The following is a 21,089-nucleotide window of genomic DNA, read 5'->3' on the forward strand; positions in this document are numbered from 1 at the left end:
CTCATGAAACAATATAAAAAAGTTCTGCTGGCTTACTCCGGCGGATTGGATACATCCATCATCATTCCCTGGCTGAAGGAAAACTACGGGTGCGAGGTCGTTGCCGCTTCGGCGGACGTGGGCCAGGGCACCGAGCTGGACGGACTGGAGGAGAAGGCGCTGAAGACCGGCGCTTCCAAGTTGTATGTGCTGGATCTGGTGGATGAATTTGTGGAGGATTATGTGTTCCCCACCCTGCAGGCGGGGGCCGTGTATGAGGACGGGTATTTGCTGGGAACCAGTTTCGCCCGGCCCATCATCGGCAAAAAGCTGGTGGAGATCGCCCAAAAAGAGGGCTGCGACGCCATTTGCCACGGCTGCACCGGCAAGGGCAACGACCAGGTCCGGTTTGAGCTGGCCATCCGCGCCCATGCTCCGGATATGCCCATTATCGCACCCTGGCGCGAGTGGGACATCAAGAGCCGCGAGGAGGAGATCGACTACGCCGAGGCCCACAACGTGCCGCTAAAAATCGACCGGGCCACCAACTATTCCAAGGACAAGAACCTGTGGCATCTGAGCCACGAGGGACTGGACCTGGAAGACCCGGCGCAGGAGCCCCAGTATGAGAAACCGGGCTTTCTGGAGATGGGGGTCAGCCCCCTGCAGGCGCCCGACAAGCCCGCCTATGTGACCATCCACTTTGAAAAGGGCGTGCCCACGGCGGTGGACGGCAAGCCCATGAAGGGCAGCGACATCGTGCGCACTCTGAACCAGCTGGGCGGCGCCAATGGCGTGGGATTGATCGACATTGTGGAGAACCGTCTGGTGGGCATGAAGAGCCGCGGCGTATACGAGACGCCGGGCGGCACCATCCTCTACTTTGCACACAAGCAGCTGGAAATGCTGTGCCTGGACAAGGAGACGGCCCATTACAAAGCGCTGGTGGCGCACAAATTTGCGGACCTGGTGTACAACGGCCAGTGGTATACGCCGCTGCGGCAGGCGCTTTCCGCCTTTGTCACCGAGACGCAGAAGACCGTCACCGGCGATGTGAAGCTGAAACTGTACAAGGGGAATATCATCCCCGCGGGCACCACGTCGCCGTACAGCCTGTACAGCGAGGAGCTGGCCACCTTTGGAGAAGACCAGATCTACGACCAGAAGGATTCCGCCGGCTTCATCCATTTGTTCGGTCTGCCCATCACCGTGCAGGCCAAGCTCAAACAGAATTGGGAGGAATGAATCGTGTTTCAGCATGTGATCGTAAAAATTCCCTGCAAAGCCATGATCAACGGCATCACCGACCACCCCGAACTGGGAACGCCCGACTACGAGAAGGCGCTGGCCCAGCACGCGGCGTATGTGGAGACGCTGAAGCAGTGCGGTGTGGATGTGACGGTGCTGCCCGCGGATGAGGCGTATCCCGATTCCTGCTTTGTGGAGGACCCGGCCATTGTGACCAAATACTGCGCGGTGATCACCAATCCCGGCGCGCCCAGCCGCAAGGGGGAGACGGCGGCCATCGAGCCGGTGCTGGAGCAGTTCTATCCCAAGGACAAAATCTTTCACATCACGGACCCCGGCACGCTGGAGGGCGGCGACGTGATGATGTGCGGCGACACATTCTACGTGGGGCAGTCCGCCCGCACCAACGCCGAGGGCATTCGCCAGCTGGGCGAGATTTTGAGCCCGTTCGGCTGCAAGGTGGTGGCCGTGCCGCTGACCGAGGTGCTGCACCTGAAAACCGGCGTGGTGTATCTGGAGAACAACAACATGCTCACGGCCGGCGAGTTCTGCACAAAACCCGCTTTTGAAAGCTACCACAAGGTGAAGATCCCTGCGGAAGAGGCCTACGCGGCCAACTGCATCTGGGTGAACGGCAAGGTCATCGTGCCCGCGGGGTATCCCACGGTGCAGGCGGCGGTGGAGGCGCTGGGATATCCGGTGCTGGTGTGCGACACATCGGAGTTCCGCAAGATCGACGGCGGGCTGAGCTGCCTGAGCCTGCGTTTTTGAAGCGAGGGGAGGAAGAATCATGGCCGACGCATACCAGACCCGCCTGTGGGGCGGCCGGTTCAAAGAGGACGAAGACGCCTGGATGGAGCGCTTCAACGGAGACAACTGCGCCACCGCCTGGCTGATCGAGCCGGACGTGACGGGAAGTCTGGCCCATGTGGAGATGCAGGTAAAATGCGGCATGCTGACTCTGCAGGAGGGCCAGACCCTGAAAGAGGGCCTGAACAGCATTCTGGCGGACTACAAAGCGGGGGCGCTGCCGTATACAAATGAGTACGAGGACGTGCACACCTTTGTGGAATTGAACCTGATCCGCCGGGTGGGCGAGGTGGGCAAAAAGCTGCACACCGCCCGCAGCCGCAACGATCAGGTGAATACGGACATGAAGCTGTTTGTGCGGCAGACGGGCCGTCAGGTGGCCGGCCAGCTGGCGCGGTTCTGCGTCACGCTGACGGAAACCGCCCAGCGGAACCCCTGGATCATGCCGGGGTACACCCACCTGCAGCGGGCACAGGTGGTCACCATGAAACATTATCTGCTGGCCTATCAGGAGATGCTGGACCGGGACCGCCGGCGCATTGTCAACGCCCTGAGCCTTCTGGACCAGTGCCCTTTGGGCTGCGGAGCGCTTGCGGGCACCACGCATCCCATTGACCGCACGTACACTGCCAAGCAGCTGGGCTTTTCCAGCGCGTGCAACAACTTTCTGGACGGTGTGTCGGACCGGGATTATGTGATCGAGATGACGGGCGCTTATGCGCTGTTGATGATGCACTTGTCCCGCATGGCGGAGGAACTGATCCTCTGGAGCAGCGCGGAGTTCGGCTTTATCACGCTGGATGACCGGTACACCACAGGGTCCAGCATCATGCCGCAGAAGAAAAACGCCGACGGGGCCGAGCTGGTGCGCGGACGCACGGGTCATGTTTACGGCAACCTCATCACGCTGCTCACCATGATGAAGGGGCTTCCGCTGGCCTACAACAAGGACATGCAGGAAGATAAAGAAGCCTACTATTCCAGTTGGGAGATCGTGCGGGACAGCCTGGAAGGCATGGAGCGGATGGTCGCCACCATGCAGCCTCATCCGGAGGCCATGGCCGCCGCGGTGAAAAAAGGCTTTTTGAACGCCACCGAAGTGGCGGATTATCTGGTGAAAAAGGGAATGCCCTTCCGGGACGCCCACGGTCTGGTGGGGAGGATGGTGCTGTACTGCGAGGAGCAGGGAAAGGCCATCGAGGACCTGACCGATGCGGAGCTGGCGGAGTTTTCGCCGCTGCTGGAGCCGGACGTGCGGCAGGCCATTGATTACAATGCCATCCTGCACATGGGAAACAAGCAGGAGATGCTGTGAAACAGAAACGGGACGGTCAAGCGTGGCTTGACCGTCCCGTTTGTTTTACCGGAATTTCAGCAAAAGCGCGGAATGCAGGATCACCAGCACCGAACCGGCGTTGTGCACCAGCGCACCCACCACCGGGTTCAAAACGCCGGTCATGGCCAGTGCCACCGCCGCAAAGTTCAGCGCCATGGAAAAAGTGAGGTTGATGCGGATGACCGTCATCATGCGCCGGGCCAGAGCGGTCAGATGGGGCAGCTGGCGGATGTCGTCGCTGACCAGGGCGATGTCCGCCGCGTCCACGGCAATGTCGCTGCCGGTTTTGCCCATGGCAATGCCCACAAAGGCGCGTTTCAGCGCGGGCGCGTCGTTGACGCCGTCGCCCACCATGCACACCGGCTGCCCGGCGCTCTGCAGCTGGTCAATGCGGCGCAGCTTGTCCTCGGGCAGGCAGTCCGCGTACACTTCCCGAATGCCCAGGGGCCCGGCGATGGCTGCCGCAGCACCCGCGTGGTCGCCGGTCAGAAGCACCGGTTCCACGCCCTGTTCTCTCAGCGCCTGCACGGTTTGGGCGGCTGTAGAGCGCACCGTGTCCGCCAGCGTCAGCACACCCGCGGCCTGCCCGTCCACCGCAACGCAAATGCGGGTGGCGTCGGTTTCCGGGGGCGGGGCAATGCCCAGACTTTCCAGCAGCGCGAGGCTTCCCGCCGCCACCGGGTGGCCGTTCACCACCGCCCGCACACCCCGTCCGGGCACCATTTCAAAATCGGTGCAGGCAGGGGCGGGCCGACCATACCGTGTTTCAAAGTCCCGCACAACGGCCTTGCCCAGCGGATGCTCGGACAGGCGCTCGGCTCCGGCGGTCAGCGCGAACAGTTCGTCTTCCGACCAGCCGTTTTGCGGCTGCACACGCTGCACCGAAGGCTGGCCCAGGGTCAGCGTTCCGGTTTTGTCAAATGCAGCTTTTTTGACCTGTGCCAGCCGCTCCAGTGCGTCTCCTTCCCGCACCAGAAAGCCGTGGCGCGTGGCGTTTCCGATGGCCGCCGTGATGGCGGTGGGCGTGGCCAGCACCAGCGCACAAGGACAGAAGACCACCAGAATGGTCACGGCCCGGATCAGCTGGCCGGTGACCAGCCAGGTCAGCGCTGCCGCCGACAGGGCGGCCACCACGATCCAGGTGGCCCACCGGTCCGCAATGCCCACGATTTTCGCTTTGCCCGCATCCGCGGACTGCACCAGACGGATCATGCGCTGCAGGGAACTGTCCTCGCCCACCCGGTCTGCGCGCATGTCAAACGCGCCGAACTGGTTTACGGTCCCGCTGAACACGGGGTCGCCGGGGCCTTTGTCCACAGGGATGGATTCGCCGGTCATCACAGCCTGATCCACCGAAGTGACACCCGTGAGCACCCGTCCGTCTGCGGGAACGGTCTCGCCGGGCAGAACCCGCAGGACGTCGCCGGCCTGCACGGTCTGCGCATCAATGGTCTCCTCGCCGCCGGCAGTCACGCGGCGGGCCGTGCGGGGGGTCAGCCGTACCAGCCGTTCAATGCCTGCCCGGGCTTTGGCCACGGTGCGCTCTTCCAGCAGCGCGCCGATCTGCATAATGAAGGCCACTTCGCCCGCCGCGAAAATTTCTCCGATGCACACCGACGCGATCAGCGCCAGCGACACCAGAACGTCCGCCTTGATGTCAAAGCGGGTCACAAGCCCTTCGGCCGCTTCTTTCAAAATGGGAATCCCGCACAGGATCACCGCGATCCAGGCCGGGTCCGGCCACCAGCGCCCGTTTGCAAAAAAGCTGGCCGCCAACGAAAGTCCACCCAGCACCAGCAGCAGGACCTCCCGCTGTTCCCGGCTGGTAGAAAACGATTTGATACGCCGCAACATGTTCCTCACTCCTAATATACATATAGGGGGTATGGGTATATAGTAGCGCTGCAAAAAATCCCTGTCAAGACACTCCGTGACTTTTGCCGATACAAGTCGGTGACAAATTTGCGGTATTTTGAAAAAGAGGAGGGGTGTCCATGAGAAACCGGTTTTCAAAGGCCGTTTGCGTGCTGGCGCTGGTGTTTCTGGCGGCCTGCGCGCCCGCCGTGCCTTCTTCCTCTGTTCCGGTTCCGGCCTCCAGCGCCCCGCAGCCGGAAGAGACCGATCCCCAGCCTGCCGCACAGACTGCGGGACCGCTGCGTTTCTACGATTTGAAAGATGGCAGCGCCAACGAAGACGGTTACTATCAAATTCTCACAAACCCTGCGGGCACTTCGGTGCTCACCTGTACGGATTTCGCGTCCGGCCAGCGGCGGATTCTGTGCGGCCGGTCCGGCTGCGTTCACACGGATGAAACCTGCCCGGCTTTTGTGTGCACTTCGGCGGGCCAGCCCCGTCTGGTGGCGCAGCAAAACCGGGTGGTGCTGGTCCATCCCCGGCTCCCGGCATTGGGGCGGACTCCGCCGACACCTGCCCGGGTGGAAGTGCGGGCGACGGATGGCACCGGCAGCCGCACCGTGGTCACCTTTGAGCCTGATGAGGCGCCGGGCCTGTACTGCGCGGCGGACCATGACAATCTGTACACATTGATCGACACGCTTTCCGACGGCGGCAGCGTCCGGGACCGGCGGCTGGCCCGGGTGCATTTGGACGACGGCACGGTGGAAACGCTGGCCCGGCTGAGCCATCCCCGGGACAATGTGATGATTCAGGGCGTGTTTGAAAACCGTGTGGTGATGAAGCGCATTTTCGAGGGCGGCCTGTCCCGTCAGGTGCCCACCGAAGAGTGGGATGCAAAAATCAATTCCCAGATCCACAGCCTCTTTTTCATCGATGACCAGGGGCAGGAACACACGCTGGTTCATTGGCGGCAGTACCAGGCCGCGGGATTTGTGTACGGGGACGCCTGCTATCTGTTTTACGAAAACGGTGATTTGCACAAAGCGGATTTTTCCACCGGCAGAGATACGGTGCTGGCGTCTTTTGGTTCCCAGTGGGGCAAGAATTTTGTGGACTGCCCGGCCAAAATCGGAGACATGCTGGTGATCGAGATGCGGCCCCGGGATTCACTGCCGGGACAGACCACCGTCAGCCGCTTTGCGGTGGACACGGTGCAGGGCGGGGCCACGCCGCTGCCGCAGCAGATTTTGTGGGAGGGCTGGCGGCAGCCGGTGCCCATTTTATATGCCGACGACCGTTGGGTGCTGGCTGTGTGGGGCACCCGTCCCGCCGCTGCGGGAGAGTTCGGGCAGTGGAACGGGCAGTGCCCGGTCTGGGGCGTGCTGGATGCGGAGGATTTTTTGGCGGGCAACCGTTTTGCATAAGAAAAAAGAGGGGCATTGCCCCTCTTTTTTTGTGCGTTCTTTTCAGATGTCGGATCAGGTCCCGGACAAGAGCCGGTCCACGGCGTCCAGCGCCGGGCCTTCGTCCGGTCCGTCGGCAACGACGGTCACGGTCATTCCGGGCCATAAGTTCAGTGCCAGCATGCCCAGCATGCTTTTAGCGTTGGCGCGGCTGGGGCCGCACTCCAGAAAAACATCGCTCTGAAAACTGTTCGCGGTTTGGATGAGTTTGGATACCGGGTATTCCCGCGTTTGAAACCGCTCGGAGATCATAACATCTTTTTTCAACATACGCGCTTCCTCCCATCCGATCAGACCCGGCGCTCTGCAAAGCGGAGAACGCCGCCTGTGCGGAAAAAGGCGACCCGGTCGGTTTTTGGGGGGAAGGGGGAAAACCATGGGGAAGCCGCCGCAAAGGCGCAGGCTGATCTTGCAATCAAAAAGAATTTCTACTGATTATTATACAGATTTGGCCGCCCGGTTGCAACCGGGCCGGGCGATTTCACAGAGCCCTGTGTCAGCTCATGCGGGAAAAGTGCTCGATGGCCTTGGCAAAGTTGGCAATGGTTTTGTCTGCGTCGCCGTGCTCAATGCCGTCCCGCACGCAGTGGTTCAAATGCCCTTCCAGCACGATCTGGCCCACTTTGTGCAAAGCGCTTTTCACTGCGTTGATCTGGATGAGCACGTCTTCGCAGGGCACGTCCTCATCCACCATTTTATCGATGGCGTTGACCTGACCGGCAATTTTTTTCAGCCGGCGGTGAAGGTTTTCTGCATCCATACACTGTTTCATCGTCTGCACCTGTCCTTTTCTTAATGCCAGCCCAGGTCCCGCAGAATGTCCTGCCGCGTGGCAAGGCCCATCTGCGCCAGGTCTTTCATGCGCTGGGGCGTCATCTGGGCTGCAAGACCCGAGATGCTGAACGCCGCTTCGGCCCGGCCGTTCATGCCGGGCACCGCCAGCGCCACACAGCGAATGCCCAGCTCGTTTTCCTCGTCATCCACCGCGTAGCCCGCCATGCGCACCCGCTTCAGCTCTTCCACCAGCGCGTCAAAATGGGTGATGGTGTGCTGGGTCAACGGCCGGATGGTGCTTTTGCGCCAGACGCGCTCGGCCTCGCCATAGCTTTGGGTGGCCAGAATGGCCTTGCCCACACCGGTGCAGTACATGGGAATGCGCAGCCCCACATGGCTGGACATACGCATGGACCCGATGCCTGCCTCTGCTTTATAAATATATACAATATCGATGCCGTCCTGAATGACCAGATGCACCGCTTCGCCCGTGTGGCGGGAAAGCTTGTCCAAATGGGGCTTGGCCACGGACAGAATGTCCATGTCATTGACAATGCCGCTGGACAGCTCGAACATTTTCAGCGTCAGGCGGTAATGGGTGGAAAAGCTGTCCTGCACGGCATACCCCAATGCCACCAGGCTGGACAAAAGCCGATGGGTGGTACTTTTGGCAAGTCCGCTCTCCGCGCTGATGGTCTGCAGAGACGCGCCCTGCGGATGCGCGCTGAGCACCTCGATCAGCGAAAAAATACGCGCCACACTCTGCACGCCGCCATGAACATTTTCCACAAACAACCCTCCTGTGTTTTTTGCGAATTCCACAATGTGAAACACCGTTCCATTGTATTGTACGGTATCCCGCGCGGAAAAGCAAGGGAAAAAAGCATGAAAATGCCGTGTTTGCAAGCTTTTCAAAAAAACCGAACGAAACGCATTGACATCCGCATCGGGATGTTTATAATGAAGTCAGCAAGAAAGTGGAACGCAGTTCCGTAATGCGGAACGCCACGCTTTGACAAAGGAGAAGATATCATGAACGACGTGCTGCAAAGAATCTACGAGATCGGTATTGTGCCTGTAATCGCTCTGGATGACGCGGAAAAAGCCGTGCCCCTGGCGAAGGCCCTGGTAAAAGGCGGCCTGCCCGCCGCGGAGGTGACCTTCCGCACCGCCGCCGCGGAGGAAGCCATCAAACGCATCGTGGCGGAAGTGCCTGAGATGCTGGTGGGCGCCGGCACCGTTCTGACCAAAGAGCAGGCGGATCGCGCCATTGCCGCGGGCGTGAAATTCATCGTGAGCCCGGGCTTCAACCCCGAGATCACCAAATACGTCATTGACAAAGGCATGCTGATGATGCCCGGCACCGCCACCCCCGGTGAGATGGAGCAGGCCATGAGCATGGGCCTGGACGTGGTGAAATTCTTCCCGGCTGAGCAGAACGGCGGCGTGGCCAAGCTGAAAGCAGTGGCCGGCCCCTACACCAACCTGCGCTGGATGCCCACCGGCGGCGTGAACGCCAAAAACCTGATGGACTACCTGTCCTTCAACAAGATCATCGCCTGCGGCGGCACCTGGATGGTGAAGAAAGACCTGATCGAGGCCGAGAAGTGGGACGAGATCGAGCGTTTGACCCGCGAGGCCGTGAACACCATGCTGGGCTTCGAAGTCAAGCACATCGGCATCAATACCGAGAACGCCGAAGAGGCCATGAAGGCGGCCAAGCTGTTCGGCGCCATGTTCGGCTTTGACATTGCCGAGGGCAACTCCAGCATCTTTGTGGGCAACAAAGGCGTGGAGATCATGAAGAAAATGTATCTGGGCAAAAACGGCCACATCGCCATCGGCACCAACACCCTGCCCCGTGCCATCGCTTACTTCAAGGCCAAAGGCTTTGAGTTCCGCGAGGAGACCGTCACCGCCAAAGCCGCGTACTTCAAGGATGAGATCGCCGGCTTTGCCATTCACCTGGTTCAGAAATAATTATAAAGAGTATAAAGGAGAGCATTGGACATGTCTAAAAAAGTTGTCACCTTCGGCGAGCTGATGATTCGCCTGCAGCCCTATAACTACGAGCGTTTTGTTCAGGCCGACCATCTGGAGTTTACCTTCGGCGGCGGCGAGGCCAACGTGGCTGTGTCCCTGGCCAACTACGGAATCGACGTTTCCTACGTCACCAAACTGCCCGCCCATGCCATCGGCCAGGCGGCTGTGAACAGCCTGCGCCGCTACGGCGTAGACACCAGCAAGATCACCCGCGGCGGCAACCGTGTGGGCATCTACTTCAACGAGAAGGGTGCTTCTCAGCGCGGCAGCGTGTGCATCTATGACCGTGCTCATTCCGCCATTCAGGAAGCCACCACGGCTGACTTTGATTGGGACGCCATCTTTGAGGGCGTGGACTGGTTCCACTTCACCGGCATCACCCCGGCGCTGGGACCCAATGTGGTTGAGATCTGCCGCGAGGCCTGCAAAGCTGCAAAAGCGCACGGCGTGAAGATCAGCTGCGATCTGAACTACCGCGGCAAACTGTGGACCCGTGAAGAGGCCCGCGCTGCCATGACCGACCTGTGCCAGTATGTGGACGTGTGCATCTCCAACGAGGAGGATGCCAAGGACGTGTTCGGTATCGAGGCCGAGGCGACGGACATCTATGCCGGTACCCTGAACCACGAGGGCTACAAGAGCGTGGCCAAACAGCTGGCTGACAAGTTCAACTTTGAGATGGTTGCCATCACCCTGCGTGAGAGCCACTCTGCTTTCGACAACGGCTGGAGCGCTATGCTGTACAACGTTGCCAAGGACGAGTATTGCTTCTCCAAGAAATACGACCTGCACATCATCGACCGTGTGGGCGGCGGCGACAGCTTCGGCGGCGGCCTGATCTACAGCCTGCTGAACGGCAAGGACACCCAGGCTGCGGTTGAGTTCGCAGTGGCGGCTTCTGCTCTGAAACACTCCATCGAGGGCGACTACAACATGGTCACCGTTTCCGAAGTGGAGAAACTGGCTGGCGGCGACGGTTCCGGCCGCATCCAGCGCTAAGCATTTTGCTTGTTCCGGTTCGGCGGTAATTAGCGCTTGCCGCCGCTCCGTTAAAAAAACTCAAGAATCTCTCAAACCCAGAAACACCGCTCCGAAAGGGGCGGTGTTTTTGGTTTCCGGTTTGCCGCCAAACCGGCGTGCCGTCGCAGAAACCATGCAAAAAGCAGCCCCACGGATGTTTTGTCTGCGGGGCTGCTTTTTGCACCTTTATTTTACCTGTGCGGCCACGGGATTTTACACCAGGGACTTGAAGAACAAAATGTTTGGCACTTTTTTGTGTAACCGGACGGGAAAAAGATGCATTTTTATGCATTCGAACAAAAATAAACAAACGATGTAAAATTTATTTTTTCAAACTTTTGACGGAAAGATGCATGCAAAAAAATGGCGCCGGTGCTACAATGGCAACGGTGGCTGTCCGGAAAGCCGCCGCATCAAAAACCTCTTTGAGGGGAGGAACCCGTTCGATTGGAAATCGTGAATTTTTTGCATATTTCCGACACGCATCTGTGTTTTGGAGAGAACCGCTCGCCCATCTGTTCTTCGCCCGAGCGGCTGGAGAAGGTCTATGCGGCTGCGGCGAAACTGGACCAAAAGCCGGATTTTGTGCTGATCACCGGTGACTTTGTACACGAGGGCGGCCCGGCGGATTACACCGCCGCAAAACAGTTTGTGGAAAACATGGAGCGGCGGTACGGCATGCCGACTCATGTGGCGCTGGGCAATCACGACCGGCACGACGCCTTCTACCGCGGTTACTGCGAAATGCCGGCGCACAGCGGCCCGTACTACTACCGCATAAAAATGCCGGGCCTGCGTCTTTTGGTGCTGGACTCGGCCGTGGACGATCAGGTGCCCGGCCGGCTGGACAGCGAACAGCTGCAATGGCTGGAAGATCAGCTGCAGAAAACCTGTGCCACGCCGACCGTGGTGGCTCTGCACCACCCGCCCTGCGGGACGACCGTGTATGCCACCAACCAGAACAATTTGCAGAAACCGGAGCTGTTCCAGAAGATCCTGGAGCGATATCCGGTCAAAGCTGTGCTGGCAGGGCACAAACACTTTCCCACGGCGGCAATGCTGCCGGGCGGCACGCCGGTCTACACCGGTGCGGGAACGGCTTTTGCCATTGAGATGCCGCAGGGCGGCGCGCTGAGCTTTGTGGACGGAATTCAGGCCCAGTTCTGCGCCGTGTACGATCAAGGTTTTTACTGGTCCCCCTTCTGCCTGGACGAGCGGCCGCTTCTGGTCCGCATGACGCCGCAGCAGATGCGGGAGTATCATGCAGAAAAATAAATTTGTGAGAGAGGGAAGAAGAATGAATTTCAAAAAATGGATGGCTCTGGGCCTGACAGCCGCCCTGGCGGTATCTCTGGCGGCCTGCGGCCAGAACAGTGAAAGCGCTGCGCAGCAGACGGCAGCTGCCGCGGGCAGTGAAGATGTGCAGACGGAGCCGGTGGAGATCACCTTTTACAGCTACACCCTGTTGAACGCTTCCGCGCAGGAAGCCACGCAGAAGCTGATGGATGAGTTTATGGCGCAGAATCCCGACGTAAAAGTGACGGGCGTTCCGGTGTCCAACTCTGATATGGCTGCCCGCCTGCAGGCCGATATGGCGGCCGGTGAGGTCCCTGATGTGGCGCAGCTGCCCTTCCGTGCCATGGACTTTGCCATCAACGGTCTGGGCGCAGTTGCCATCAACGATTTGACCACCGAAGAAGAGTTCGACAAGAATTTTGAGACGTTCTCGCCCAACGGACTGGCACTGGGCGAATACGACGGAAAAACGTACTGCCTGCCCTTTACCTTCAGCACGCCGGTGCTGTTCTACAACGGCACCCTGTTCGAGCAGGCGGGGCTGGACCCCAACGATCCCCCTGAGACCTGGGACGAAGTGCTGCAGTACGGCCAGGCCATCAAAGAGGCAAATCCGGACGTGGAAGCACTGCATGTAGCGACCACCGGTGCCTCCAGCGGCGAGTGGATCGCCCAGGCGCTGATTTATTCCAACGGCGGCAGCATCTTGTCTGAGGACCGCTCCACCATCACCTTCAACGAAGAGGGCGGCATGGGCGCCATGCAGATGCTGCGCGGCATGGCGGATGCCGGCGTGCACGGAACCATGACCGAGGAAGAGGCCACCGAGGCGTTTTCCAACGGCAACCTGGCCATGTATCTGCAGTCCAGCGCGGTGCACGCCAGCATGAAAAAAGCGGCTGAGGCCGGCGGCTGGGATCTGTACGGCGCGGCCATGCCCGCCTTCACCGGCAAAGAGGCTGTGCCCACCAACTCCGGCAGCGCGCTGTTTGTGTTCACCCAGGACGAGGCCAAACGGGACGCGGTATGGCGGTTCCTGCAGTTTGTGTCCAGCGACCGCGGCTACGAGATCATCACGGCGGAGATCGGTTATCTGCCCCTGCGCCCGGCGCTGGTGGAAGAGGGCGGCGCTCTGTATGAGTTCGCGCAGGAAAACCCGCTTCTGGGGGTCAACATGGAGCAGATGACCCGCATGCGGCAGACCACGGCTTTCCCCACGGAAAACTGGCAGACACTGAGCGCGTCTCTGTACGAAATGGTGGACAAGGTCCTGTGGACGGATGAGCCGGTGGAACAGATCGTAAACGACACCGCCGCCCAGGATCAGGAGCTTTTGAACGGCTGAGTGAACGATGAAAAGTGATGTGCTGACATATGGACCGGGGCTTGCGCTGCCCCGGTCCGGCCGCAATCGGGCGGCTGTAAAGACAAAGCGCGGCGCACTGGCCCGGGTGTGCTGGCAGCCCTATGTTTATCTGCTGCCTGCGCTGGTGCTGATGTGCGTGTGGATCTATTACCCTCTGCTGCGCACCTTTTACCTGAGCTTTTTCAACTGGAACATGCTGCCCACCACCACGCCGCAATTCTGCGGGCTGGACAACTTTGCCAAATTGCTGCGCACGCCGGGCTTTTCCAACGCGGTGGTCAACACGCTGGTGATGATGGTGGGCCTGCTGCCCTTTTCCATCGTGCTGCCGGTGCTGGTATCCATTTTTGCCAAAAGCATTACAAAGCGGGCCAGCGCCTTTTACCGGGGCATGATTTTTGTGCCGATGATCCTGGCGCCCGTGGCCGCTGCGGCGGTGTTCCGGTGGATCCTGCATCCGGCGGGCGGCCTTCTGAATCAGCTGCTGGAGAGAATGGGCGTCGAAGAGTCCATCTCCTTCCTCAACGATCCCCGCTATGCGCTGGGATGCATCATCTTCATCACCGGCTGGAAAATGACAGGCTTTTTCACCCTGCTGTTTTACAGTGCGGTGCAGAACATTGACGACGGGTATTATCAGGCCGCAGCCATGGACGGAGCAGGTTTCTGGCAGCAGACATTCCGCATCACGCTGCCGCTTCTGTCGCCCACGCTGGTGTTCAACACCATGCTCAGCATTCTGTTTGCATCCAGCTGGAGCTTCACCTATGTGGATACACTGACCCAGGGTGGCCCGCTGAACTCCACCATCAATGCCTACTATTTCATGTGGGACAAAGGGTTCCGCACCTCCTCTTCAGGGCTGACCAGTTCTTCGGCGGTGGTGTTCTTCCTGGGCTTCGGTCTCATCGCTCTGGTGCTGAGCCATGTGGGACAGAAACTGAGCTATTACGACAACTAGGGGGCGGATTGCCATGGAAACACAGGTGCTTGTTTATCGAGGGCCCGTCCGGTGGGCGGGCCACGCGCTTCTGGCGGCGGTCAGTGTGCTGTCGCTGTTCCCGCTGGTGTGGATGGTGCTCAACGCCTTCAAACCCACGGATGAAATTCTTTATTTTTCCCTTTTGCCCCAGAATGTGACGCTGCAGAATTTTGCCGACGCACTGGAAATGATCCCGCTGCCCACCATGATCGTCCGCAGTTTTGCCAGCGGCGTTTTTCAGATGGTGGGGCAGCTGTGCACCGGGATCCTGGCGGCTTACGCCCTGACCCGGTGGGATTTTCCCGGCAAAAAGCTGTTCTATGGGTTGTTTACCGTGACCTGGCTGGTCCCCTTTCAGGCCACCATGCTGCCCAACTATGTGAATCTGGTTCAGCTGGGCCTGCGGGATACCGTGGCCGGCATCGTGCTGCCCAATCTGGCCTCTGCTTTCGCCATTCTGACGTTGTATCAAAGTTTTAACGCTTTCCCCAAAACCATTTTTGAAGCGGCGCAGGTGGACGGGGCAAACTCGCTGAAAACGCTGCTGCAGGTGGTGCTGCCCAACCTGAAGGGGCCGGTGGCATCCCTGGGCATCATCCTGTTCATCCACTGCTGGAACGAATACTTCTGGCCGCTGCTCATCACCCGCAGCATCGACAAGGCCACGGTCCAAATCGGGCTGAGCATGTTTTTGTCCAGCGAGGGCAATCTGTGGGGGCCGCTGCTGGCCGCCGCGGTTCTGGCCAGCCTTCCGATTCTGCTTTTGTACATGGTGCTGCAAAAACAGATCATTGACTCTTTTATGAAAAGTGGGATCAAATGAACGCTTCGCTTTTACAGGGTACCCGCAATACACGGGATCTGGGGGTACTTCTTCCCGGCTGTGGACCGCGCCGGCTTCTGCGGTCCGATCATCTGGCGGCGCTGACCCAGGAGGATGCCGACCGCCTGCGCCAGTGGGGCATCGGATGCATTCTGGACCTTCGGCGCCCGGACGAACAATTGCGCCAGCCCACGCCGGCGTTTGTGCCGGCCCGGGTGGTGGAAGTCACCATCGATAATACGCCGCTGTTTACCGTGCGCCGGATGGACCCCACCTTCCGGCTGGGCGAGCTGTATCTGCACATGCTGCATGTGCATGGGCCGGTGTTTGCACGGGCTGTTCATCTGGCGGCGGAAAGCCTGCGGCAGGGGCAGGGCGTGCTGTTTCACTGCTCGGCCGGAAAGGACCGCACCGGTCTGCTGGCTGCGCTGATTCTTCTCTGCGGGGGCGTGCCCCGGGAAGAAGTGGTGCGGGACTACGCCTGCACGCGGGCCATGCTGGCAGACGCGCCGCAGCAGGATGTGGCCACCATTCCGCCGGGCACGGACCCGGCATTCTATCAGGCGCTGCTGGGCTGTGAGGAAGATGCCATGGAGATGGCCCTGCGCGAGCTGGACCGCCTGGGCGGCGCGCGCCGCTGGCTGCTGGCCGCCGGCGCAGCGCCCGAAGATGTGGATGTCTGGGCAGACAAACAAATATAAAAATACGCTCTGTTTTACACGAATTTTGTAAAACAGAGCGTATTTTTTAGAGAGAAAAAATCAGATTTCGATTTCAAAAGAAGCGGCCAGGCTCTTGCCTGCCTCCAGCACCTCGTGTTTGCCGCGCATGCTGCCGGGATAGCCGTTCCAGGGTTCCATGCAGACGAACTTTTCGGCGCCCTGCTGCCACAGCACAGCGTTGGTGAAGTGCTCGTCAAAGCGGACGGTCACGTGGTGGCCGTTGCCCTTGTCGGTGAAGGACATGGGGCTCTTCACGCCGGCGTAATGACGGGTGGTCTGGTCCGGATCATAGGGGAAGTCCACGCCGGTGAAGGGGGTCAGCTCGCCGGTGGCTGCGTCGCGCACGCTTTCGGCGGTCAGGTCCCAAACCAGGTTGTCCACCGCGCTGATGGAGAAATAGGGATGGAAACCAAAGGAGAAGGGCATGGCTTTGTCGCCGGTGTTTTCGTATTTCTGGTCAAAGCGCAGCACACTGCCTTTCAGCGTGTAAGTCACTGTGACGCGGAACCCGTAGGGATAGCTTTTGCGGCTCTCTTCGTTGTCCGTGACGGTCACGGTCACCGCAGCGCCGTTCTGGGTGCTCTGGCCCGCATATTCCCAGGGAGTGGTGTGCAGGATGCCGTGCACTACCATGGGATAGCGGCCGCCCTCAAACTCGTTGCCCTCATCGGGGGTGGGGCCGCACACCGGGAAGCATGCGGGTACGCCGCAGCGGGGACGCTCGGGCAGCTCAAAGTTGGGGTGACGCAGCCAGGAATACTCCTCGCCGTTTTTGGTCATGCTGACCACCATGCCGCCTTTTTCGGGCACCACGGTCGCCGTGGTGCCTGCGTCGGTGTCGGCCAGCACATACGCGGTGTATTCGCCGAACGGTGTTTTGGTAACAGTAAACATTGTCATCAACCTCCATGGATCGTATTATGCGCACAGCCCGGATATTGTTTCGGGCTGATGTGATACTCTGCTTTGAACGCACGGTAAAAATTGGCATAATCGCCAAACCCGCAGTGGCGGTACACATCGGTGGGCGCAACGCCCCCGGCCAGCATCTGTTTGGCGATCACAAGCCGCTTTTGAACGATGTAGCGGTATACGCTGGTACCCACCACCCGGTTGAATTCGTGGGAGAGGTGGTACTTGCTGACGAAAAATTTGGAGGACAGCAACTCCAGCGAAAGGGGGTCGGTGTAATGCTCGTTGATGTACCGCAGAACCTGCGGCACCACCCCGGCGTCCCGCTCGGCGTTCAGCCCGTCCGAGGGAAGGGTGGCCGCAAGGCGGTTCAGGGCCACCATCACCTGCAGCAGGAGCCCCTGGCACATGACCTCGGCACCGTAGCTTTCGCTTTGGTTTTCCTGGGCCAGCTGCTCCAGCAGACTTTGCAGCTCTGCCCGCTGCGAGGGAGAGGGGCGAAGCAGATTGGTATGACCCGGCACGCTTACGTCAAAGCAGCGGGTCAGGCTGATGCGGTCGGTGCTCAAACGCTCCAGAAACGGCTTGTCCAGCCAGAGCACAATGCGTTCATACACGCCGGCGTCTTTGTCAATGCGGGGCTGGTGCAGTTCGGTAGGGCCGATCAGCAGAATGTCCCCGGGCAGAAGGCGATAGTTCCGGCTCTCTACATTATAGCAGACCCGGCCGCCCAAGAACAGATATACCTCGTAAAAATCATGGTGATGAAGCGAAATTTCGCCGGGTTTTGCATCGCAGTAACGGTAAATTTCAAAGCTGCTGCGCACCATGTGCTGGCGCTGGGTGAAGCTTTGGTTGCGGTTTGCCATGGGTGTTTCTCCTTCGGTGATCTTACTTTTCAGTTTACAACAATATACGCAATGAGTAAAGCAATTTTAGCTATTTTTATTGTAAATCAAAGTGGTACACTAAACTTGAGAAAAGCGGCGCAATCCGCTACAATAGAACCAGATAAAGAAAGCGCAGGACACGTGGCTTTCATTGAAAACAACAGGAGGTTTTGTCTATGAAAATGTCGTTCCGCTGGTATGGCGAATCCGACCCCATCAGCCTGGAGTATATCAGCCAGATCCCCGGCATGCACAGCATTGTCAGCGCTGTGTACGATGTAAAACCCGGCGAGGTTTGGCCGGAAGAGAGCCTGGCCAAAATGAAAAAGCAGTGCGAAGAGCACGGCCTTGTCTTCGATGTGGTGGAGTCCATCCCCGTGCACGAGGACATCAAGCTGGGCCGCAACAACGTGGACGAGCTGCTGGAAGTCTATTGCGAAAACATTCGCCGCTGCGCCAAATACGGCGTAAAATGCGTCACCTACAACTTCATGCCGGTGTTCGACTGGACCCGCACCCAGCTGGATAAGAAAGCTCCGGACGGTTCCACCAGCCTGGTCATGTACTGGGACCAGATGAAAGGTCTGGACCCGCTGAAAGACGACATTCACCTGCCCGGCTGGGACTCCAGCTACACCCAGGACGAAGTGCGTGAACTGATCAACGCTTATGGCGAGATCGGCGAAGAGGGCCTGTGGAAAAACCTGGAGAAGTTCCTGAAGAAGGTCATCCCCGTGGCCGAGGAGTGCGGCGTGGTCATGGCCATTCATCCGGACGATCCTCCCTATCCCATTTTCGGCCTGCCCCGCATCATCACCTGCGAGGCCAACCTGGACCGCTTCCTGAAACTGGTGGACAGCCCCGCCAACAGCCTGTGCCTGTGCACCGGTTCTCTGGGCTGCGCCAAATCCAACGACATCCCCGCCATGGTGCGCAAATATTCCGCCATGGGCCGCATCGGCTTCATGCACATCCGCAACGTCAAGATTATGGAGGACGGCAGCTTCGAGGAGCGCGCCCACCTGTCCAGCTGCGGCAGCCTGGATATCTATGAGATCGTCAAGGCGCTGGTGGAGACCGGCTTCGACGGCTATGTCCGTCCGGACCACGGCCGCATGATCTGGGGCGAGACGGGTAAACCCGGCTACGGCCTGTTTGACCGCGCTCTGGGCGCCACCTATATCAACGGCTTGTTCGAAGCCTGCGAGAAAGACCGCAAATAAGGATTTTTAAAAAAGGAGAGATCATTATGCAGAAGAATGTTCTGGATACCAACCTGAGCGGAAAAGTAGCCGTTGTCACCGGTGCCGGCGGCGTGCTTTGCAGCGCTTTTGCAAAAACCCTGGCCCGTGCGGGCGCCAAAGTGGCCCTGCTGGACCTGAACGAGGAAGCCGCGCAGAAATTTGCCGACGAGATCGTGGCAGAGGGCGGCGAGGCGAAAGCCTATAAATGCAACGTTCTGGACAAAGACGTGTGCTATGCCGTGGCAGACCAGGTGGAAAAAGACCTGGGCAAATGCGACATTCTGGTGAACGGCGCCGGCGGCAACAACCCCCGTGCCACCACCGACAAAGAGTATTTTGAGCTGGGCGACATCGACGCCGACACCAAGAGCTTCTTTGACCTGGACGCTTCCGGCGTGGAATTCGTGTTCAACCTGAACTTCCTGGGCACGCTGATCCCCACCCAGGCTTTTGCCCGTCAGATGATCGGCAAAGAGGGCTGCAACATCATCAACATCAGCTCCATGAACGCCTTCACTCCGCTGACGAAGATCCCGGCTTACTCCGGCGCCAAAGCGGCCATCTCCAACTTCACCCAGTGGCTGGCTGTTCACTTCTCCAAAGTGGGCATTCGCGTGAACGCCATTGCTCCGGGCTTCTTCTCCACCAAGCAGAACGCGAAGCTGCTGTGGAACGAAGACGGCACCCCCACGGCCCGCACCGGCAAGATCCTGGCTGCGACCCCCATGGGCCGTTTCGGCGAGAGCGAAGAGCTGGACGGCGGCCTGCTGTTCCTGTTGAACAATGAGGCGGCTTCCTTCATCACCGGCGTGGTTCTGCCCATCGACGGCGGCTTCTCTGCCTATTCCGGCGTATAATTTTTGGTACAATTTCACAAAGGTGGGAGATGGCTTTTGTCATCTCCCACCTTGCTTTTCCACGGGAAAAGGCGCACAATGTAGGTGCGAAAACAGGGGGGCGGATGTATGAGTGAAAAGACGCTTGTCCGGCCGGTGTTTACGGGGCAGGAGCTGCGCAAGCTGATTCTGCCGCTGGTGCTGGAACAGTTTTTGGCCGTGACGGTGGGCATGGCGGATACCATGATGGTCTCCACCGTGGGCGAAGCGGCCGTGAGCGGCATTTCTCTGGTGGATCAGGCGAACCTGCTGCTGATTCAGGTCTTTGCGGCTATGGCCACCGGCGGCGCCGTGGTGGCCAGCCAGTATCTGGGCCGCCGGGATCGGGACGGCGCCCGGGATTCGGCCCGGCAGCTGGTGTATGTGGTGTTGGCCTTGTCTGTGACGCTGGCGGTGGTGTGCGTTGTGTTCAACCGCCATCTTCTGCGCCTGATGTTCGGCCAGGTGGAGCCGGACGTGATGCAGGCTGCGGAAACTTATTTCTGGCTCAGTGCGCTGTCCTATCCCTTTATCGCAGTGTACAACGCGGGGGCGGCACTGTTCCGCAGCATGGGCAACTCCAAGGTTTCGCTGCTGGCGTCGTTTATTATGAACGTGATCAACATCGGCGGCAACGCGCTGCTGATTTACGGGTTCCAGATGGGGGTGGCCGGCGCGGCTACCGCCAGTCTGTTCTCCCGGATGACCGCCTGCTTTATGGTGCTGTACCTGCTGCGCAGCCGGCAGAACCCCATCTATCTGGAACAGGTGCTGCACCTGCATTTGGACGGCGGAAAAATCCGCAGCATTTTGAAGGTGGGCATTCCCAACGGTATTGAAAACGGCATGTTCCAGATCGGCAAGCTGCTGGTAGCCGGTTTGGTGGCTTCGTTCGGAACGGCGTCCATCGCGGCCAACGCCATCTGCAACAACATCGGTTCGCTGGTCAGCATTCCTGCTGCCGCCATCGGCCTGGGCATGGTCACAGTAGTGGGCCGGTGCATGGGAGCGGACGAAAAGAAGCAGGCCCGTACTTACACCCGAAATCTGCTTTTGATAGCCTGGGCCACCATTGTTGTGATGAACGGGCTCATTCTGGTTTTGGCCAAACCGCTGGTGGGCTTTTATGCCATGCCGGCCAGCACCACGGATCTCTCGCTGGAGATTTTGCGGGAGTTCTGTTTGTGGAGCATTTTCAGCTGGACGCCGTCGTTTGTGCTTCCCAACGCACTGCGCGCTGCGGGCGACGCAAAGTTTACCATGTGCGTCAGCATGGTCTCCATGTGGATCTTCCGCATCGGCATGTCGTATGTGCTGGCCTATGCGCTGGACATGGGCCTGCGGGGCGTGTGGCTGGCCATGTATATCGACTGGTGCGTGCGCGCGGTCATTTTCCTGTGGCGCGCCAAGGGCGACCGGTGGCAGCAGAAAAAGGTCATTGAATAAAAA

General features: G+C 59.4%; 20 protein-coding genes. 14 read left to right on the top strand and 6 right to left on the bottom strand.

The window, feature by feature from the left end; genetic code table 11:
- The first annotated feature begins 3 nt into the window (after nucleotides 1-3).
- Genes ACKTS9_RS11435 through argH form a run of 3 tightly spaced genes read left to right on the top strand, consistent with a single transcriptional unit; the run spans nucleotide 4 to nucleotide 3,352 of the window.
- Nucleotides 4-1,224, top strand: a complete 1,221-nt coding sequence (locus ACKTS9_RS11435) for an argininosuccinate synthase (RefSeq protein WP_407880895.1) — start codon at nucleotides 4-6, stop codon at nucleotides 1,222-1,224.
- 3 nt (nucleotides 1,225-1,227) lie between these two features.
- Entirely contained in the window at nucleotides 1,228-1,998 is a 771-nt protein-coding gene (locus ACKTS9_RS11440; protein WP_407880897.1) for a dimethylarginine dimethylaminohydrolase family protein, read from the top strand.
- A 19-nt stretch (nucleotides 1,999-2,017) separates the two neighbouring features.
- Nucleotides 2,018-3,352 carry an argininosuccinate lyase gene (gene argH, locus ACKTS9_RS11445; RefSeq protein ID WP_349214749.1) on the top strand — a complete coding sequence of 445 codons (1,335 nt, stop codon included), beginning with the start codon at nucleotides 2,018-2,020 and terminating at the stop codon, nucleotides 3,350-3,352.
- Between the two features lie 45 nt (nucleotides 3,353-3,397).
- On the opposite strand, the gene ACKTS9_RS11450 is transcribed toward argH, so the two are convergent.
- Nucleotides 3,398-5,227: a heavy metal translocating P-type ATPase gene (locus tag ACKTS9_RS11450; protein WP_407880900.1), complete on the bottom strand. Its 1,830-nt coding sequence runs from the start codon at nucleotides 5,225-5,227 to the stop codon at nucleotides 3,398-3,400.
- A 140-nt stretch (nucleotides 5,228-5,367) separates the two neighbouring features.
- On the opposite strand from ACKTS9_RS11450, the gene ACKTS9_RS11455 reads away from it, so the two are divergent.
- The gene (locus ACKTS9_RS11455; RefSeq protein ID WP_349214746.1) at nucleotides 5,368-6,654 is read left to right on the top strand and encodes a hypothetical protein; all 1,287 of its coding nucleotides are present in this window, start codon (nucleotides 5,368-5,370) and stop codon (nucleotides 6,652-6,654) included.
- A gap of 54 nt (nucleotides 6,655-6,708) precedes the next feature.
- On the opposite strand, the gene ACKTS9_RS11460 is transcribed toward ACKTS9_RS11455, so the two are convergent.
- The 3 genes from ACKTS9_RS11460 to ACKTS9_RS11470 form a co-directional block, all read right to left on the bottom strand.
- On the bottom strand, nucleotides 6,709-6,963 hold the full coding sequence (locus ACKTS9_RS11460) for an HPr family phosphocarrier protein (RefSeq protein ID WP_407880902.1): 255 nt from the start codon (nucleotides 6,961-6,963) through the stop codon (nucleotides 6,709-6,711).
- Nucleotides 6,964-7,189: 226 nt separating this feature from the next.
- Entirely contained in the window at nucleotides 7,190-7,465 is a 276-nt protein-coding gene (locus ACKTS9_RS11465) for a metal-sensing transcriptional repressor (RefSeq protein ID WP_407880905.1), read from the bottom strand.
- 20 nt (nucleotides 7,466-7,485) lie between these two features.
- Nucleotides 7,486-8,256 carry an IclR family transcriptional regulator gene (locus ACKTS9_RS11470; protein WP_349214741.1) on the bottom strand — a complete coding sequence of 257 codons (771 nt, stop codon included), beginning with the start codon at nucleotides 8,254-8,256 and terminating at the stop codon, nucleotides 7,486-7,488.
- A gap of 243 nt (nucleotides 8,257-8,499) precedes the next feature.
- Here ACKTS9_RS11470 and ACKTS9_RS11475 point away from each other — a divergent pair, with 243 nt between their 5' ends.
- From ACKTS9_RS11475 to ACKTS9_RS11505, 7 genes are all read left to right on the top strand, one after another.
- Complete coding sequence (locus tag ACKTS9_RS11475) at nucleotides 8,500-9,447, top strand: bifunctional 4-hydroxy-2-oxoglutarate aldolase/2-dehydro-3-deoxy-phosphogluconate aldolase (protein WP_349214739.1); 948 nt, start codon at nucleotides 8,500-8,502, stop codon at nucleotides 9,445-9,447.
- Between the two features lie 30 nt (nucleotides 9,448-9,477).
- A complete protein-coding gene (locus ACKTS9_RS11480) occupies nucleotides 9,478-10,509 on the top strand; it encodes a sugar kinase (RefSeq protein WP_349214737.1) in 1,032 nt (343 codons plus the stop codon).
- 477 nt (nucleotides 10,510-10,986) lie between these two features.
- On the top strand, nucleotides 10,987-11,805 hold the full coding sequence (locus ACKTS9_RS11485; protein ID WP_407882114.1) for a metallophosphoesterase family protein: 819 nt from the start codon (nucleotides 10,987-10,989) through the stop codon (nucleotides 11,803-11,805).
- 22 nt (nucleotides 11,806-11,827) lie between these two features.
- Nucleotides 11,828-13,171, top strand: coding sequence for an ABC transporter substrate-binding protein (locus tag ACKTS9_RS11490; RefSeq protein ID WP_349214735.1), 1,344 nt, complete (start codon nucleotides 11,828-11,830; stop codon nucleotides 13,169-13,171).
- A 7-nt stretch (nucleotides 13,172-13,178) separates the two neighbouring features.
- A complete protein-coding gene (locus ACKTS9_RS11495; protein WP_349214733.1) occupies nucleotides 13,179-14,153 on the top strand; it encodes a carbohydrate ABC transporter permease in 975 nt (324 codons plus the stop codon).
- Between the two features lie 13 nt (nucleotides 14,154-14,166).
- Nucleotides 14,167-14,997: a carbohydrate ABC transporter permease gene (locus ACKTS9_RS11500; protein ID WP_349214732.1), complete on the top strand. Its 831-nt coding sequence runs from the start codon at nucleotides 14,167-14,169 to the stop codon at nucleotides 14,995-14,997.
- A complete protein-coding gene (locus tag ACKTS9_RS11505) occupies nucleotides 14,994-15,698 on the top strand; it encodes a tyrosine-protein phosphatase (RefSeq protein ID WP_349214731.1) in 705 nt (234 codons plus the stop codon). The genes ACKTS9_RS11500 and ACKTS9_RS11505 overlap by 4 nt, the downstream gene beginning before the upstream one ends.
- Nucleotides 15,699-15,758: 60 nt before the next feature.
- Here ACKTS9_RS11505 and ACKTS9_RS11510 read toward each other — a convergent pair whose 3' ends face one another.
- Nucleotides 15,759-16,613 (bottom strand): aldose epimerase, encoded by an 855-nt coding sequence (locus tag ACKTS9_RS11510; protein ID WP_349214729.1) that lies wholly within the window; start codon nucleotides 16,611-16,613, stop codon nucleotides 15,759-15,761.
- A gap of 5 nt (nucleotides 16,614-16,618) precedes the next feature.
- A complete protein-coding gene (locus ACKTS9_RS11515; protein ID WP_349214727.1) occupies nucleotides 16,619-17,500 on the bottom strand; it encodes an AraC family transcriptional regulator in 882 nt (293 codons plus the stop codon).
- A gap of 197 nt (nucleotides 17,501-17,697) precedes the next feature.
- On the opposite strand from ACKTS9_RS11515, the gene uxuA reads away from it, so the two are divergent.
- The 3 genes from uxuA to ACKTS9_RS11530 all read left to right on the top strand — a co-directional run bounded on the left by uxuA (nucleotide 17,698) and on the right by ACKTS9_RS11530 (nucleotide 21,086).
- Complete coding sequence (gene uxuA / locus ACKTS9_RS11520; protein WP_349214725.1) at nucleotides 17,698-18,744, top strand: mannonate dehydratase; 1,047 nt, start codon at nucleotides 17,698-17,700, stop codon at nucleotides 18,742-18,744.
- 26 nt (nucleotides 18,745-18,770) lie between these two features.
- A complete protein-coding gene (locus ACKTS9_RS11525) occupies nucleotides 18,771-19,622 on the top strand; it encodes an SDR family oxidoreductase (protein WP_349214723.1) in 852 nt (283 codons plus the stop codon).
- A gap of 108 nt (nucleotides 19,623-19,730) precedes the next feature.
- On the top strand, nucleotides 19,731-21,086 hold the full coding sequence (locus ACKTS9_RS11530) for an MATE family efflux transporter (protein ID WP_349214721.1): 1,356 nt from the start codon (nucleotides 19,731-19,733) through the stop codon (nucleotides 21,084-21,086).
- Nucleotides 21,087-21,089 lie beyond the last annotated feature (3 nt).

The sequence above is a fragment of the Owariibacterium komagatae genome (assembly GCF_045865535.1).
In the GTDB taxonomy this organism is placed as follows: domain Bacteria; phylum Bacillota; class Clostridia; order Oscillospirales; family Ruminococcaceae; genus Ruthenibacterium; species Ruthenibacterium komagatae.